The sequence below is a fragment of the Streptomyces sp. NPDC050509 genome (assembly GCF_044457965.1).
GTDB lineage: Bacteria > Actinomycetota > Actinomycetes > Streptomycetales > Streptomycetaceae > Streptomyces.
Map to the genome: position 1 here is coordinate 80,846 of NZ_JBITHL010000011.1, position 14,707 is coordinate 95,552.

Annotated in this window: 14 protein-coding genes and 1 pseudogene; 7 read left to right on the top strand and 8 right to left on the bottom strand. The window is 70.7% G+C overall.

Annotated elements, in window-relative coordinates; all coding sequences use genetic code 11:
• Positions 1-29 precede the first annotated feature (29 nt).
• A complete protein-coding gene (locus tag ACIBJC_RS29130) occupies positions 30-716 on the bottom strand; it encodes an SDR family oxidoreductase (protein WP_399297480.1) in 687 nt (228 codons plus the stop codon).
• A 111-nt stretch (positions 717-827) separates the two neighbouring features.
• Here ACIBJC_RS29130 and ACIBJC_RS29135 point away from each other — a divergent pair, with 111 nt between their 5' ends.
• The 4 genes from ACIBJC_RS29135 to ACIBJC_RS29150 all read left to right on the top strand — a co-directional run bounded on the left by ACIBJC_RS29135 (position 828) and on the right by ACIBJC_RS29150 (position 6,353).
• A complete protein-coding gene (locus tag ACIBJC_RS29135; RefSeq protein ID WP_399297482.1) occupies positions 828-1,388 on the top strand; it encodes a TetR/AcrR family transcriptional regulator in 561 nt (186 codons plus the stop codon).
• Between the two features lie 504 nt (positions 1,389-1,892).
• Positions 1,893-3,929, top strand: coding sequence for a flavin monoamine oxidase family protein (locus tag ACIBJC_RS29140; protein WP_399297484.1), 2,037 nt, complete (start codon positions 1,893-1,895; stop codon positions 3,927-3,929).
• Positions 3,926-5,773 (top strand): thiamine pyrophosphate-binding protein, encoded by a 1,848-nt coding sequence (locus ACIBJC_RS29145; protein WP_399297486.1) that lies wholly within the window; start codon positions 3,926-3,928, stop codon positions 5,771-5,773. Before ACIBJC_RS29140 ends, ACIBJC_RS29145 begins: the two co-directional genes overlap by 4 nt.
• Before the next feature lie 70 nt (positions 5,774-5,843).
• Positions 5,844-6,353 (top strand): inclusion body family protein, encoded by a 510-nt coding sequence (locus tag ACIBJC_RS29150; protein ID WP_399297488.1) that lies wholly within the window; start codon positions 5,844-5,846, stop codon positions 6,351-6,353.
• 34 nt (positions 6,354-6,387) lie between these two features.
• Here ACIBJC_RS29150 and ACIBJC_RS29155 read toward each other — a convergent pair whose 3' ends face one another.
• Positions 6,388-6,957 carry a cysteine hydrolase family protein gene (locus ACIBJC_RS29155; RefSeq protein WP_399297828.1) on the bottom strand — a complete coding sequence of 190 codons (570 nt, stop codon included), beginning with the start codon at positions 6,955-6,957 and terminating at the stop codon, positions 6,388-6,390.
• A 69-nt stretch (positions 6,958-7,026) separates the two neighbouring features.
• Between ACIBJC_RS29155 and ACIBJC_RS29160 the strand changes: the two are divergent.
• Positions 7,027-7,218, top strand: a pseudogene (locus ACIBJC_RS29160) (transcriptional regulator); the annotation flags it as partial.
• Between the two features lie 70 nt (positions 7,219-7,288).
• Here the strand turns inward: ACIBJC_RS29160 and ACIBJC_RS29165 are convergent.
• Together ACIBJC_RS29165 and ACIBJC_RS29170 are read right to left on the bottom strand one after the other, a co-directional pair.
• Positions 7,289-8,074, bottom strand: coding sequence for an SDR family oxidoreductase (locus tag ACIBJC_RS29165; protein ID WP_399297490.1), 786 nt, complete (start codon positions 8,072-8,074; stop codon positions 7,289-7,291).
• A 38-nt stretch (positions 8,075-8,112) separates the two neighbouring features.
• A complete protein-coding gene (locus ACIBJC_RS29170) occupies positions 8,113-9,255 on the bottom strand; it encodes a DMT family transporter (protein ID WP_399297492.1) in 1,143 nt (380 codons plus the stop codon).
• A 222-nt stretch (positions 9,256-9,477) separates the two neighbouring features.
• Here ACIBJC_RS29170 and ACIBJC_RS29175 point away from each other — a divergent pair, with 222 nt between their 5' ends.
• Positions 9,478-10,398, top strand: coding sequence for a LysR family transcriptional regulator (locus ACIBJC_RS29175; protein WP_399297494.1), 921 nt, complete (start codon positions 9,478-9,480; stop codon positions 10,396-10,398).
• 23 nt (positions 10,399-10,421) lie between these two features.
• On the opposite strand, the gene ACIBJC_RS29180 is transcribed toward ACIBJC_RS29175, so the two are convergent.
• The 3 genes from ACIBJC_RS29180 to ACIBJC_RS29190 are packed head-to-tail and all read right to left on the bottom strand — an operon-like array spanning position 10,422 to position 12,843.
• The gene (locus tag ACIBJC_RS29180) at positions 10,422-10,985 is read right to left on the bottom strand and encodes a TetR/AcrR family transcriptional regulator (RefSeq protein ID WP_399297496.1); all 564 of its coding nucleotides are present in this window, start codon (positions 10,983-10,985) and stop codon (positions 10,422-10,424) included.
• A 12-nt stretch (positions 10,986-10,997) separates the two neighbouring features.
• The gene (locus tag ACIBJC_RS29185; RefSeq protein ID WP_399297498.1) at positions 10,998-11,579 is read right to left on the bottom strand and encodes a sugar O-acetyltransferase; all 582 of its coding nucleotides are present in this window, start codon (positions 11,577-11,579) and stop codon (positions 10,998-11,000) included.
• 58 nt (positions 11,580-11,637) lie between these two features.
• On the bottom strand, positions 11,638-12,843 hold the full coding sequence (locus tag ACIBJC_RS29190; protein ID WP_399297500.1) for an MFS transporter: 1,206 nt from the start codon (positions 12,841-12,843) through the stop codon (positions 11,638-11,640).
• Positions 12,844-13,104: 261 nt separating this feature from the next.
• Between ACIBJC_RS29190 and ACIBJC_RS29195 the strand changes: the two genes are divergently transcribed.
• Positions 13,105-13,983 (top strand): TauD/TfdA family dioxygenase, encoded by an 879-nt coding sequence (locus ACIBJC_RS29195; protein WP_399297502.1) that lies wholly within the window; start codon positions 13,105-13,107, stop codon positions 13,981-13,983.
• A gap of 81 nt (positions 13,984-14,064) precedes the next feature.
• Here ACIBJC_RS29195 and ACIBJC_RS29200 read toward each other — a convergent pair whose 3' ends face one another.
• Positions 14,065-14,640, bottom strand: coding sequence for a TetR/AcrR family transcriptional regulator (locus tag ACIBJC_RS29200; RefSeq protein WP_399297504.1), 576 nt, complete (start codon positions 14,638-14,640; stop codon positions 14,065-14,067).
• Between the last annotated feature and the right edge of the window lie 67 nt (positions 14,641-14,707).

Below are 14,707 nucleotides of genomic sequence, written 5' to 3' on the forward strand. Positions count from 1 at the left end.
GGGCGAGCCGCAGGGCTGTGGGGTGTGCCTTACGCCGCGTTCGGTGACGCGGCCAGGTTCTGCCGGACGTACCGGGTGGTCTCGTCGGCGAGGATCTCGGGCAGGCCCGCCTCGACGCCGTCCAGGGCCTGGGTGGCGACCTCGGCGGGGTCGGCCTTCTGGTCGGCGGGGATGCCCGCGGCCATGTCGGTGTTCATGTACCCGACGTGCAGTGCGGAGACGGTGATGCCGCGGGGTGCCAGTTCCTCCCGGGTCGCGTCGGTGAGCGCCCATGCCGCGGCCTTGGCGGAGGCGTAGGACCCGAGGCCGGCGGGGTGCAGCCAGGACAGGACCGACAGGATGTTGAGTACGGCGCCGCCGCCGTTGCCCTCGATGACGGGGGCGAAGGCCCGTGTCACGGTGAGCGGGCCGAAGAAGTTCGTCTCCATCTCCAGGCGCACAGCGTCCAGGTCGCCCGCGATCAGCGGTGTGGCGGTGGAGATGCCCGCGTTGTTCACCAGCAGCGTCGCGTCGGAGGCGGTGCGGGCCGCGGCCCGGATCGACTCCTCGTCCGTCACGTCCAGGCGCAGCGGGATGACGCCCGGCAGGTCCACCGTCTCGGGGCGGCGGGCCGCCGCGTACACCGTCGCCCCGCGCTCCACGAGCTGGGCGGCCAGATGGCGCCCGAGCCCCCGGTTGGCGCCGGTGACCACCGCGACCGTTTCCTTCAGTTCCATGTCCACTCCCGGTGTTGCGGGCGCCGGCCAGGGCGTCCTATTTAGATTATGAGTGCAATCTAAACATGGCCTAGGATAGATTGCAATCGACATCCAATCGGGAGGTGGCTGATGGGCCGCGTATCGCAGGCGCAAGCGGAGGAGAACCGCCGGCGGGTCGTGGAGACCGCCTCCCGGCTGTTCAGGGAGCAGGGCACCCACGTCAGCGTCGCCGACCTCATGAAGGCGTCCGGTCTGACCCACGGCGGCTTCTACAAGCAGTTCGCCTCCAAGGAGGCGCTCATCGACGAAGCCACCGCCCACGCGTTCGGCACCCTCGCCCAGCTCTATGCGGACGGGCTGGAGCGGTGCGACGGGCAGCGCGACGCGGCCCAGCGGGCGCTGATCGACACCTACCTCTCCGTCGAGCACCGCGACAGAGCGGCGGACGGATGCCCCGCCGCCGCCCTCGCCGCCGACATGGCGCGCCACCCCGGGGACCGCGAGGCCCACCGCGTCTACACCGAGGGGGTGAGCGACTTCGCCGGGTGGCTCGCGACCGAGGACCAGGACGGCATCGCCCGGCTGTGCACCATGCTCGGCGCGCTCGTCCTGGCCCGGGCCACGACGGGCTCCCCGCTCTCCGAGGAGATCCTCACCGCCGCCCGCGCGGCACTGACGGCCACCGACTGACCGGGGACGCTTCCCGGGGGCGGCGTGCCGGGTCTTCGGCCGGTGCGCTTCGCGCGGGCTGCCTCGCGGTCAGCCGTGGCGCCCGAGGCGCCTCGCGTCACCGGGGCGACCCGCGTTGCTCCGCGGGCTGCTCCAGGACGCACCGCACCACGCCGTGTCCGCGCCGCGCCGCGCCCTGTCCGCACCGTCCTGCGCGCGGTGAACCCGGCCGCAATGCGGCCAACTCGCCGAGGGGAAACGGAGGCTCAAGGCCGAATGTGCCGGTGTCCCCGTCGGGAGCGTTATGGTCGGGGCCTTGGGAATTTTATATTCCGCGTGCGCATCCGCGCCTCGGATTCGCTCCCCGTTCCCTTCCGTTCCCTTCCGTCTCTGGCGAAACTTCGGGTTCGTATAAAGGAAATCCGAGCAAGTCGAAATTCCGTCAACCAGCACGATCGGTGTTTTTAGGACTTTACCTGCCGGAGGAACCGGGAAACCGTTTCTTCGTATCTACGATCGTCAGCTATGACCGACATACCACGGGACAACTCCGCCACCCGTGCGCGCTGGCAGACATGTCTCAGGCTCGCCCGCGAACTCCTCCTCGTCGGGCAGGACGACAAGGACCTCAAACTCGACTATCTCCACACTCTGATCGACACGGGCCGCCTCGGCCCCACCCACCACCCGCGCAAGAAGATCCTCGTCATCGGCGCCGGCATCACCGGCCTCGTCGCCGGCCGCCTGCTCAAGGACGCCGGCCACGACGTCACCATCATCGAGGCCAACGCCGGCCGCGTCGGCGGACGCATCAAGACCATCCGCGCCACCAAGCACCACCAGCCCTTCGACGACCCCGCCCAGTACGCCGAGGCCGGCGCGATGCGGCTGCCCGACTTCCACCCGCTCGTCCTCGCCCTCGTCGACAAACTCGGGCTCGGACGCCGCCAGTTCTACAACGTGGACGTGGACCCCGCCACCGGCAGCGAACCCGACGTCCCCGTCCCCCCGGTCACGTACACCTCCTTCACCGGCCGGACATGGACCTACGGCGACGACAGCCCCGACTTCCGCGAACCCGACAAGCGGGGCAACTCCTGGATCCGCGCCAACCGCGTCCAGGTGCGGCGGGCCGAATACGCCACCACTCCGGAACGGATCAACGAGGGCTTCCACCTCACCGCCGACGAAGTCCGCGCCCCCGTCGTGAAGATGGTCGACGACGCGCTGGAATGCGTGCGCGACTACTACTCCGACCTCGTCGACGGGAAACGCGTCAACAAGCCGTTCGACGCGTGGGTCGAGGGCTGGGCCCGCGTCATCCACGACTTCGACGGCTACTCGATGGGCGGCTTCCTGCGCGACCACGCCGGGCTCAGCGACGAGGCGATCGAGGCCGTCGGAACCCTGGAGAACATGTCCTCACGGCTCCACCTCTCCTTCTTCCACAGCTTCCTGAGCCGCAGCGACATCAACCCCACCGTCCGCTACTGGGAGATACCCGGCGGCAGTTGGCGCCTGCCGCACGCCCTCCACCAGGGCCTGCGCGACGAGGTGCGACTCGGCCACCGGATGATCCGCCTCGAATACCACGACCCCAGCAGGGACGCCGACCCCGAGGGCACCGGCGCCGTCGGACCCGACGGATGGGGCGTGGCCGTACAGACCGTCGCCGAGAACGACCCGCGGGCCCTGCCCCGCCTGTGGACCGCGGACCTGGCGATCGTCACCATCCCGTTCTCCGCCCTGCGCTTCGTGGAGATCGTCCCCTCGATGTCGTACAAGAAGCGCCGCGCCGTCATCGAGACCCACTACGACCAGGCCACCAAGGTGCTCCTGGAGTTCAGCCACCGGTGGTGGGAGTTCACCGAGGACGACTGGCGCGACGAACTGGAGAACATCGCACCGGGCGCGTACGAGAACTACCGGCTGAACACCGGGGCGGACACCGATCCCGCCCTCACACCCACCACCGCGGACGCCGATCTGCTCGGTGCCGCGGTCAAGGACAGCGGTGTCACCGAGGAGATGCGGCAGCTCAACAGCACCATGCCGCTGCGTGGCCCCGCCGTACGCCCCGCCACACGCAGCTTCGGAGGCGGCTCCGCCGCCGACAACCCCAACCGGTTCATGTACTACCCCTCGCACCGGGTCGACGGCAGCACCGGCGGCGTGGTCCTCGCCGCGTACTGCTGGTCCGACGACGCCGCGCGCTGGGACTCCATGCGCGACACGGAGCGCTACCTCTACGCCCTGCGCAACCTCCAGGCCCTGCACGGCCGGCGCATCGAGGTGTTCTTCACCGGGCGGGGCGCCACCAAGAGCTGGGCCCGCGACCCGTACGCCTTCGGCGAGGCGGCCACCTACACCGCGCACCAGATGACCAGCTTCCACCTGGACGTGCCCCGGCCCGAAGGCCCCGTGCACTTCGCCGGGGAGCACACCTCCCTCAAACACGCCTGGATCGAGGGCGCCTTGGAGAGCGCCGTCCGTGCCGCCGCCGCCGTCCATCAGGCCCCGCCCGTCACCACGCCGGGCCCGGACACGGAGGGCAGCTCGTGACCGCGATCACCCCCCGGTGCACGGTCGCCCGCTATCTCGCCCTGCGGCTGGCCGAGTTGGGCATCACCCACCTGTTCGGCGTCCCCGGCAACCACCTCGGCCCGTTCCTGACCACCCTGCGCGCCGAGGGCGACATCGAGTGGGTCGGTACGCCGACCGAGGGCGGCGCGGGCCAGGCCGCCGACGCCTACGCCCGTATCCACGGCATCGGCGCGGCGGCGGTCACCTACAGCGTCGGCGCGTTCAACCTGCTGGGCGCCTGCGGCGGCGCCTACGTCGAGCAGATCCCGCTCGTCGCGATCAACGCCTCCCCGCCCTACGAGCAGTGGCAGAACTACCGTGCTCTCGGCATGCTCACCTCCCACATGAGCCCGCGCGCGGAGAGCAACCTGGACGTCTACCGGCAGGTCACCGTGGACGCGCAGGTCATCTCCAACCCGGGCCTCGCCGGCGGGCAGATCGACGCCGCCCTCACCGCGTGCCTCTCCGAGCGCAGGCCGGTCTACCTGGAGGTCATGGAGGACCTGTGGGACGAGCCCTGCCCCGAGCCGGGGGAGCCGATCATCCGGCGCGAGCGGCCGTTCAGCGCCCGCAACCAGCCCATGCTCGACCACGCCGTGAACGCGATCCTCACCCTGGTCGAGGAGCACCCGGGACCGGACGGCAGGCCCCGCCCGATCGTGTGGGCCGGTGAGGAGATCGACCGGTTCCGCCTCGGCGGGCAGCTCACCGACCTGGTGGAGGCCACCGGAGTGCCGTTCTGCACCACCGTCGGAGCCAAGGCCGTCGTCGAGGAGGACCTGCCGCGGTTCCACGGTGTGTACAACGGACGGGCCAGCCACCCGGACGTGCACCGGATCTTCAAGGACTGGGCCACCTGCCGGATCGGGCTCGGTGCGTGGGCCACGTCGAAGAACGTGGGCGGCGAACAGTACGTCGGCGGCGACTGGGTGATGGCGGCGAACGGCGGTGTCAGCGTGGGCACTTCCTACTTCCCCGACGTCCAGCTCGAACAGCTCCTGCCCGCCCTCCAGGACGCGCTGGTGAACCGGTACGGCTCCGGGGGCCTGGACGCCGACTACTACGCCGAGGCCCACGCCCACCACGGAGCGCCCGACGGCCTCCCCGCCGGCCTGGAGCTCCACCGCGCCTCGCTCCGTATCAGCGGCTCGTCGTCCCGGCCTGCCGAACGGCTCACCTACGACGGCCTGTTCGACCGGATCAACCACTTCCTCGGCCAGGAGACCCGGCAGAACTGGACGGTCGTCTCCGACGCCGCGTTCTCCCTCATCGGCTCGATGAACCTGTCCCTGCCCGCGGGCGGGTTCCTGTCGCAGATCAGTTGGCTCTCCATCGGCTGGTCGGTCGGCGCGGCCACCGGCGCCGCGCTCGCCCCCGAACGCGGGCACGCCCGCCCGATGGTGTTCGTCGGCGACGGCGCCTTCCAGGAGACGTGCCAGGAGATCTCCACCCACACCCGGCTCGGGCTGCGGTCGGTGGTGTTCGTCATGGACAACGGACACTTCTACGGCATCGAGCAGATGCTGGTGCACCCGTCCTACTACGCCGAGCAGGGCTCCGCCGCCCCGGACCGCGCGGACTTCTACAACGTCCTCCACCCGTGGCACTACGACCGCCTCGCGGACGTCTTCACCGGCAAGGAGACCCCGGCGACCGGGATCAGCATCGCCCACACCTCAGAACTGGACGACCTGCTGACCCGCCTCACCGACCCGACCGACCCGGTCAACGCGGGACCGCTGCTGGTCCGCGTACGCCTGCACCGGCACGACTACCCGCGAGCGATGGCGTACAAGGTGCCGAAACCCTCCGGAGCGGCCTGAGGACAGGCAACCCGCACGTCCTGCCAGGAAAACCTGGTCAGGAAAGTCTTGTTTGCGGAAGGGACAGGAAATGGCTGATCTCAACGTACTGATCGCGTTCGACGCGGCCACGATCGTCGAGCGGAATCCCAACGCGTCGAGGAACCCGGAGGCGCCGACGCAGGTCGACCACGCCCTGATCTACATGACGACGCGCCACGACCACATCGTCGGGACGTCGGGGGCCGAGCTGAACCTCCGGGCCGAACCCGGGGACAGCATCAGGTGGCGGGAGACGACGCTGTCGCTCAGCAGCGACTACAAGGCACTGCTGTACAAATACGTGAGCAGCGACAGCGGACACCAGCTCATCAGGACCCCGGAGATCGAAGTCATCGACGGCATCTATCCGATGCCGAAAGAGGGGTCCGAGGGCAGGCCGGAATTCGTGACGCAGAACTACGAGGACCATTACTGGCGGACGACCGTCAAAAAGCCCGGCAAGGTCGTGTACCACTTCTACTTCCAGATCCTGGACCGCCATCGGAAATTGCAGGGGTACTTCCAATGGGACCCCTTCATCACCATCGAGAATTCCTGACGATCACCCATGCGGTGAGCTGCGGTCCGCCGTGTCAGGCGGACCGCAGCAGCGCGCGCAGCCCGGCGGTGTCGATGACGTGGGCCCGGGACGGGAACACCTTGTCGAGCAGGACGCGGTGGATTTCCGGGTCGGGGTCGGCGACACCGTCGGACAGGACGTAGAGGCGGTAGTCGCGGTCGGCGGCGTCGATGAGCGTGGACAGTACGACACCACTGGTGCTGATGCCCGCGAGCACCAGGGTGTCGATGCCGCGGTCGCTCAGCCGCCCGTGGAGATCGGTGGTGGAGAACGAGCCGTAGCGGACCTTGCGTACGACGCTGTCGCCGTCCTCGGGCGCGAGCCGCTCGTCGATCCGGCAGGCGGTGTCCTCGTGGTGCAGCATCTTCGCCGCGGCGACCGCGCTGAACGACCTGTTGGTCGCGGGGACCGCCGCCCAGTCGTCCTCGGTGAAGGCGACGCGGACAGGGCCGACGGTGCCGCCGGCGGCGCGGACCTCGGCGACGGCGCCCCCGACCCGCGCGACGAGCGCGTCGGCGTCGGGGGCGGGCCGGTCGCGTGCTGTCCCGATTCGGCGCGCAGGCTGGGCGCGCAGCCTCTTCATCGCGTCGTTGAGGCGCTGCGCGGTCGCGGCGGACTGCTGCGTACCTTTCTCGACGCCCCCTTCCGGGCCCTGTACGCGGACTGGCCCCGCACCGCCCGCGAGTGCGACGCCGTCCTGCGGACGGCGGCGGGCCGCACCCCGCACGACCCGGCGCCGGCCGCCCTGGTCGATGAACTCGGCGCCAGGGAGCCGGACTTCCGTACCTGGTGGGCCGGCCATCAGGTACGCGGGCCACGACAGCTCACCAAGACCTACGCCCATCCGGTCGTCGGCAGGCTCACCCTCGATGTCCAGCAGTTCACCGTCGACACCCACCCCAACTCCTCGTCGCCTACACCGCCCCGCCCGACTCGCCCTCCCGCGAAGCACTGGGGTTCCTCCTGCGGTGGGCGAGCCATTCGTCGAAGGTCTGACGGCCCCGGGGGCCCGGTCCGGTCGGAAGCTGGCCGTCGCCCGCCATGGCCGCGCCCGTGGCGCCGGGGAGCCGGACCGGCACCAGCAGGCGCCGCTGGTGCGTGGCCCGCAGCAGCCGGCGCGCCAGGTCGACGAGCTGCTCGACCCGCGGTCCGGCGAGCTCGGGGGCCATGCCCTGCGCCGGGGCCAGGGCGAGACGGACCAGGTGCTGGGCGACCTCGCGGGCCGCGACCGGCTGGGTCCGCATCCGGGGCACCACCGCGAGCGGACTCGGGACCAGGTCGAGGGTCTGTTCCACGAACTCGTGGAACTGCGTGGCCCGCAGCACCGTCCACGGCGTCGGACCGCCCTTCACCACGCTCTCCTGACGCAGTTTCCCCTGGTAGTAGCCGTGCCCGACCCGGTCGATGCCGACGATCGACAACGCGACATGGTGGCGTACCCCGGCCCGCTCACCGGCGGCCAGGAGAGTGCGGCCGACGCTGTCGAAGAACGAGACGGCCTTCTTGCCGCTCATGGTCGTCACGTTGCTCACGTCGACGACCACGTCCACGCCCGTCATGGCCGCGTCGAGCCCCGCACCCGAGACGAGGTCCACACCTCGCGACCGGGCCAGCACCACCGGCTCCTGACCGGCCGCGGCCAGCTCCTCGACCACCAGCCGCCCGACCAGCCCGGTCCCGCCCGCCACCGCTACCCGCATGCCCGGCCTCTCCTCAGCGCTCGTGCCGACATTGTCACCTATGTTGCTTTCGTTGGCCGCACGCTCACGTTGTTCCGGCGCTGAGGGTTCGGGCGAGGGCCATGGTGTGCCGGGCCTCCAGCGCCGTGGTCCAGCGCGCGCTGCGCCTGCCGCAGCCGTCCGTGCTCCTGCCCCGTAACGCCGCCGACCGCTGCCTCCGCGGGCGCCAGAGCTGCCCTTTCGTCAAGGTGCGGGACATCCGGGTCGGATCGGACGGCCGGTAGGGTGCGGGTCGGCGTACTCGTGGAACTCGCGGTCGGTCCCGACTGCCGCCGGGTCATCCCGACACCGACGAGGACGACGGCCATGCCCAGGACCACCCGTACGCCGATGACCTCGCCCAGGACGACCGCGCCGAGCAGCACGGAGACGACGGGCAGCAGGTAGCCGACCACGGCGGCGTTGGTGGCGCCCTCGTCGTTGACGATGCGGTAGGTGAGGTGGAAGGTGATCGCGGTGCAGAAGACGCTGAGAACGACGGCCGCGATCACGGCCGTCGGGCCGGGGTCGATCGACTCCAGGCCGCCGATCGGCAGGGCGACGGCGGTCAGTCCGCTCGCGGCGATGAGCTGCGCCGCGGAGAGCGAGAGGGTGGGGGTGCCCTTACGGACCAGGGTGCGCCCCATGTAGGTGAAGGCGACGGCGTAGCTGGCGGCGCCGCCGAGGATGGCGAGGGCGCCCCAGCCAGTGGCCCCGGTGGTCTGCCAGGGGGCGAAGATGACGACCGTGCCGGCGAAGCCGAGCAGGAGGCCCACCAGGCGTACGGGGCGGAGTCCGCGTTCCGTGCCGAGGGCGAGCCCCAGGGCGATCGACCAGAGCGGGGTCGTGGCGTTCAGAGCGCCCGCGAGACCGGAGCCGACGCTCTGCTGCCCCAGGCTGAACAGTGCGAACGGCAGGGCGTTGCAGAAGAAGGCCGCGACGACGATGTGCCGCCAGAGGGTGAGGCCCCGGGGCATCCGATGCCCCGTCGCGTAGCAGGCGACGAGGAGGACGAGCGCGCCGAGGGCGCATCGGACGAAGGTGACCTGGAGCGGCGAGAGCCCCCGCAGCGCCAGCTCGATCCAGAGGAACGTCGAGCCCCACAGCAGGGCGAGCACGGCCACCCGCAGTCCGCCCCGCAGGCTCCGTGTGCTGCTGTTCACGATGGTTCCTCCACCCGGTTCGGTGATTCCCGGTTCGGTGATTCCCGGTTCGGTGTTTTCGGTCCGGTGTTCTCGGTCCGGTGTTTTCGCTCTGGTGGTCTTCGGTTCGGTCGTGCCCGGTTCAGTCGTTCCTGGTTCGGACGTTCCCGGCTCTTCGAAGGTGCCTCAGTCAAGCTTTGAGGACAAGCAAATGGTTCTACCTGTTCTGTTAAGCTGTGCTACATGCTTGATGTGAGGCGACTGCAGGTCCTGCGCGCGGTGGTCACCAGCGGTACGGTCACCGCCGCCGCGGCCCACCTCGGCTACACGCCGTCCGCCGTCAGCCAGCAGGTGGCGGCGCTGGAGAAACAGGCCGGTACGGCGCTGCTGGAGCGGGTCGGCCGCGGGGTGCGCCCCACGGCCGCCGGACTGCTGCTCACCGAGCACGCGGGCCTGATCAGCTCGGCGGTCGCCCAGGCGGAGAGCGCCCTCGCCGACCTGCGCGCCGGACGCACCGGCCGCCTGTCGGTCCGCTACTTCGCCACGGCCGGTTCCACCCTGGTGGCGCCCGCCCTGGCCGGACTCCGGGCCGAGCACCCCGGGGTCCGTATCGACCTCGAACTCGCCGACCCGGACGACCCGTTCCAGGACGTGGCGCGGGGCCGGGCCGATCTGGCCGTGGTCGTCGGGGCGCGGGACCGTGTCGGCGACGGCTTCCGGCTCGTCCATCTCCTCGACGACCCGTACGCCGCCGTACTGCCCCTCGGTCACCCGCTCGCCGACCGGGAGAGCATCGGCCTGAACGAACTCTCGGGCGAGCAGTGGGTGGGCAGCGAGCCGCCCGGGCCCTGCCTGGAGCCGGTGATCGACTCCTGCGCGGCGGCCGGCTTCAGCCCCGACTTCGTCATCCAGAGCGAGGACTACGCCACCGCGCAGGGCTTCGTCGCCGCCGGTCTCGGCGTCGGCCTGATGCCGCGGCTGGGGCTGCGCAACCAGCACCCCGGCGTGGTCGTACGACCGGTCCGCAACCCCGAACCGGTCCGCGTGATCTTCGCCGCCGTACGGGCGATCGCCCTGGAACAGCCCGCCCTGCGCGGCCTGTTGGACGCGCTGCGGGACGCGGCCACCACCGCCGACCCGCCCGACGGATCCGGCTCGGACTGACCGCGGTCCGCGGGGGCCGCCGGTCAGGCCGGCTCTGTGCGTCCCGCTGTCGTGGTGATCCGGGCGATGGCCTCACGGGTCAGTGCGCGGTCGTGGGGTTCGCGCGACAGGGCTCGGTGGAGGGTCAATCCCTCGATGAGCGCGTCGAGTTGGCGCGCCGTGTCGGGGTCGAAGTGTTTCTCCAGGTGGACGCGGCTGCGGCGCATCCACTCGTGGGTGATCTCCCGGTAGACGGGTTGGCGGGCGGCGAGGGTGTACAACTCCTGGGAGAGTACGAGGTCGCGCTGGCTTCCCTCGGACAGGACGTGAACGAGGTCCGTCACCGCCTCGCATGCCTGGTCGCGGTCGGTGGGGGCGGCGAGGTGGGCGTCGAAGACGGCGACGATGTGGTCGGCGAAGCGGCCGAACGCGTCCCGGAGCAATTCCTCCATGCCGCTGAAGTGGTAGGTCATCGATCCCAGGGGGACGCCGGCGCGCGTGGCGATCTTCCGGTGGGAGACGCCGGCGACCCCCTCCTCGGCGATGAGGTCGAGGGTGGCGGCGATGATACGTTCGCGCCGCCGCGGGTCGGTGTGTCCGGTCGCCATGGCAGGAGTCTCTCAGAGGGTCCGGACCGGGCGGGCGGGGTTGCCCACGGCGACGACGCCGGCGGGCACGTCCTTCGTCACCACCGCGCCGGCGCCGATGACGGAGTTGTCCCCGATGCTCACGCCGGGCAGGACGATGGCGCCTCCGCCGAGCCACACATTGTTCCCGATGGTGATCGGGCGGGCTGCTTCCAGTTTGTCGCGGCGGGGCCGCGGTTCCAAGGGGTGGGTGGGGGTGAGCAGTTGGACGTTCGGCCCGATCTGGCAGTCCTCGCCGATGGTGATCGCCGCGACGTCCAGCGCGGTCAGATTGACGTTGACGAAGGTGCGCGCGCCGACGGTGATGTTGCTGCCGTAGTCGACATGGAGCGGTGGCCGTACGTGTGCCTCCTCGCCCAGGGAGCCGAGCAGTTCGGCGAGGATCGGCCGCGCGGCGTCGGCGTCTTCGACGTAGGCGGCCTGGTAGCGGGCGGCCAGGCGTACGGCTTGCTGCTGCCGACGGGCGATCTCGGGGTCGTCGGCGATGTAGGGATCGCCCGCCAGCATGCGTTCGAGGTTCGTGCGGGGGTCCTGGGCGAAGTGGTCCATCGGCATGCGTACGATCGTACACTCGGGGCGGGGTACGGCCCCGAGCGTCGTACGCCCGGGAGGCCTACCGTTTCCGGGCCTGCAGCACTCCCGCGAGCAGGAGCGCGAGCAGTCCGGCGAGGGGCACCACCAGCAGACCCGCCCGGAGGCTGGTGGCGTCGGCGATCAGCCCGACGACGGGCGGGGAGACCAGGAAGCCCAGGCGCATGAGCCAGGAGACGATGGCCAGGCCCGAACCGGCCTTGAGGCCGGGCAGTTCGTCGGCTTCGTGCATCGCCGCGGGAATCAGCGTCGCCACCCCGAATCCGGCGGCGGCGAAACCGAGGATCGTGCCGGGCACGGTGGGAACGGCCAGCGCCAGGCCCATGCCGGCCGCCGCGATGAGGCCGCCCGCGCGGGCCACGGTGCGCTGGCCGAAGCGGTCGACGAGCCGGTCGCCCAGGAGGCGGCCGATGAACTGAGCTCCCACCAGGGCGATGAAGCCGCAGGCCGCGAGCGTCACCGAGGCGTCGAGCGAGTCGGAGAGGTAGAGCGTCGCCCAGGAACTCCCCGCGTCCTCGACGAGCGTGCCGGCCGTGGCGATGAGGACGAGCGCGGCCAGCACGTAAACGGCGCGCGGCCCCGCTGCCGCACGCTCCGGCCGGACCGCCTCCCGGCCGTCGTCGGTCTCCCCGGGCGGCTCGGTGTCGGGGCCCGGCAGACAGAACCGCAGGGCGACGCACGCGGTGATCGCGAACACCACGGCCGAGACCGCCAGATGCTGCCCCCGCGAGAGACCGAGCGTGATCGCCGCGGCGGCCATGGAGCCACCGACGACGGCGCCGATGGACCAGACGGCATGGAAGGAGTTGATGATGGAGCGTCCGTAGCGGCGCTGCACCCGCAGCCCGTGGGCGTTCTGCGCGACGTCGGTGATCGAGTCCGCCGCCCCGGCCAGGAACAGCGCCGCCGCGAACATCACCACCGAGTCGGCCAGCCCCGCGGCGAGGATCCCCACGCCGGTCACCAGGGTTCCGGCCACCGCCGTCCGCGCCGAGCCCAGCCACCGGATGGCCACCCCGGCCGCGAGACCGGCCGCGATGGCGCCCGCGGGGAACGCCGCGACGGCCAGCCCGTAGGCGGCGTTGCCGATGTCGAGATCCGCCTTGATCTGCGGATACCTCGGCAGAAGGTTGGCGAACAGAGCTCCGTTGGTGAAGAAGAGCACGGCAACGGCTACGCGAGCCTGCCGTTCGGCCGAAGCGGGCCGGCGCAGTACGTCAACACTCATGCGGGGACCCTACAGCCGGAGCGTACGAACGTACACTCTTTGTGGGGCTCGCGCCATAGGGCGTCAGCCGCCGCGCACGGTCGTACCCCGGGCGAGTTCAGGAGGCAGGTACGCCCACCCTCGATCATGCTGACGCGGCCGGCCCCACAGCGACGTAGACCGGCGCGACGATGACGGCCCGGTCTCATTCCTGATTTCCGGGGCAGGATCCCTGTGTCCCGCGTCGGTTGAGGATCCCGTACAAGGTCAAGGGGGCACTGCGTGACGGAACTCGTCCCTGCTGGTGGAGGTTTGCTGTGGGACGGGGAGTCCCTGCGGGAGGACGACTGGCTGGTGCGACTCCCGTGGTACGGAGGCGGCGTTACCGACAGGGCCGGTCGGGACGCCTTGGAGGATGTGGCCACGTACGTCGACCGGCGCCTGCGGGAGGGGCCCGGCTTCGCCGTCGTGCGTGGCGTGGAGCTTGAGGGGTTGACCGACGCGGAATGCGTCGAGTCGGCCCGGCGGTTCGGCGGGCTGCTGGGTACGGTGCGGCCCTGCGGGGAAGCGACGGACGAGCTGGTGACGGCCGATGCGCGGGCCAGGGGACAGGTGCCGGTTCCGGATCAGGACCGTGACGACCGCGCGTTGCCACCTCATATGGACAGGTCTCCGCAGCAGGAGCCGCCGCGCGTGCTCGGTCTGCTGTGCGTCCGGCCGGCCACGAGCGGGGGCGAGTCGATGCTGGTCAGCGGAGCCGCCGTCCATGACCGGCTGCTGGCCGAACAACCCGCTCTCCTGCGTCATCTGTACGAGAAGGTGCACTTCGGGAGGGGAGACGGATTCGAGCGGTTCTTTCCCGTATTCCGGCGCCGTTCCGGTGGGTCCAGTACGTCGGACGCGCTGGAGGTGTTCTACAACCGCCACCACATCGAACGTGGCCGGCGCGAGGCGGGCGTGGCGTTGTCGGCCGAGTACCTGGCTGCCCTGGAGGCGTTCGACGGGGTTCTGGCCGATCCGCGGATGGCGCTGCGAATCCCGCTGCGGCGGGGCGACTTCTTGCTGGTGTGCAACAAGGCGGTGCTGCACGGCAGAACCGCCTTCACCGACCCGCACGAGCCGTTGCGGCACCGGCTCCTGGTCCGTATGTGGGCGGACTGAGCGGACTGGGCGGACCGAAACCGCGAGGTGCTCCGCGCGCCGCCCCATCCGGCCGGACAACAGCACCTTGTCCCCAACGCTCTACCGGCGGGGCGATGTGCCGGCTTGAACCAGGACTCGTGCCAGGGCAGTGCTCTCCGGAAGGCTGTCGAACGGGAGGGGCTGCGTGGCGACAGCACCCTCGTGCAGCACGAGGAGTTGAGTGGCGAGGGTGGCCGGGTGCGAGCAGCCCGCCGCGGCGGCGAGTTCCTCGAACAGGTTCAGCAGCCAGAGCTTCTGGTTCGCGGCGATGCGGTACGCGGGATGCGAGGGGTCCGGGATTTCGGCCAGCGCGTTGATGAAGGCGCATCCGCGGGTGTTGGTCTCGCTCCAGGTCCGCAGTGCCTCGAAGGGGGCGGTGACGGCCTCGGCGGGAGTGTTGCCGGCGTCAACGGCGGCACGGACAAGTGACCGCCACCGCTGGTCGCGTTCCGTGAGGTAGGCCGCCACGAGGTGGTCTTTCGAACCGAACTGGTTGTACAGGGTCCGCTTGGTCACACCTGAGTGCTCGGCGATCAGATCCACACCGACCGCTGTGATGCCGCGGCTGTAGAACAGCTCCTCGGCGGCCGCCACGATGCGGCGACCGGCCGGTGTCAAAGGCCGCGCTTTCTGCATGACGGGCCCCTTCACTGATCGGTGTACGGTGGGAGATGTTCACAGATCAGTATACCCGCGAGGAGGT

Bases quoted from the DNA above. Each gene is read 5' to 3' on its own strand.
- ACIBJC_RS29140 (WP_399297484.1), top strand. From the start codon at position 1,893: ATGACCGACATACCACGGGACAACTCCGCCACCCGTGCGCGCTGGCAG.
- ACIBJC_RS29150 (WP_399297488.1), top strand. From the start codon at position 5,844: ATGGCTGATCTCAACGTACTGATCGCGTTCGACGCGGCCACGATCGTC.
- ACIBJC_RS29175 (WP_399297494.1), top strand. From the start codon at position 9,478: ATGCTTGATGTGAGGCGACTGCAGGTCCTGCGCGCGGTGGTCACCAGC.
- ACIBJC_RS29190 (WP_399297500.1), bottom strand. From the start codon at position 12,843: ATGAGTGTTGACGTACTGCGCCGGCCCGCTTCGGCCGAACGGCAGGCT.
- ACIBJC_RS29135 (WP_399297482.1), top strand. From the start codon at position 828: ATGGGCCGCGTATCGCAGGCGCAAGCGGAGGAGAACCGCCGGCGGGTC.
- ACIBJC_RS29130 (WP_399297480.1), bottom strand. From the start codon at position 716: ATGGAACTGAAGGAAACGGTCGCGGTGGTCACCGGCGCCAACCGGGGG.
- ACIBJC_RS29155 (WP_399297828.1), bottom strand. From the start codon at position 6,957: ATGAAGAGGCTGCGCGCCCAGCCTGCGCGCCGAATCGGGACAGCACGC.
- ACIBJC_RS29165 (WP_399297490.1), bottom strand. From the start codon at position 8,074: ATGCGGGTAGCGGTGGCGGGCGGGACCGGGCTGGTCGGGCGGCTGGTG.
- ACIBJC_RS29200 (WP_399297504.1), bottom strand. From the start codon at position 14,640: ATGCAGAAAGCGCGGCCTTTGACACCGGCCGGTCGCCGCATCGTGGCG.
- ACIBJC_RS29185 (WP_399297498.1), bottom strand. From the start codon at position 11,579: ATGCCGATGGACCACTTCGCCCAGGACCCCCGCACGAACCTCGAACGC.
- ACIBJC_RS29180 (WP_399297496.1), bottom strand. From the start codon at position 10,985: ATGGCGACCGGACACACCGACCCGCGGCGGCGCGAACGTATCATCGCC.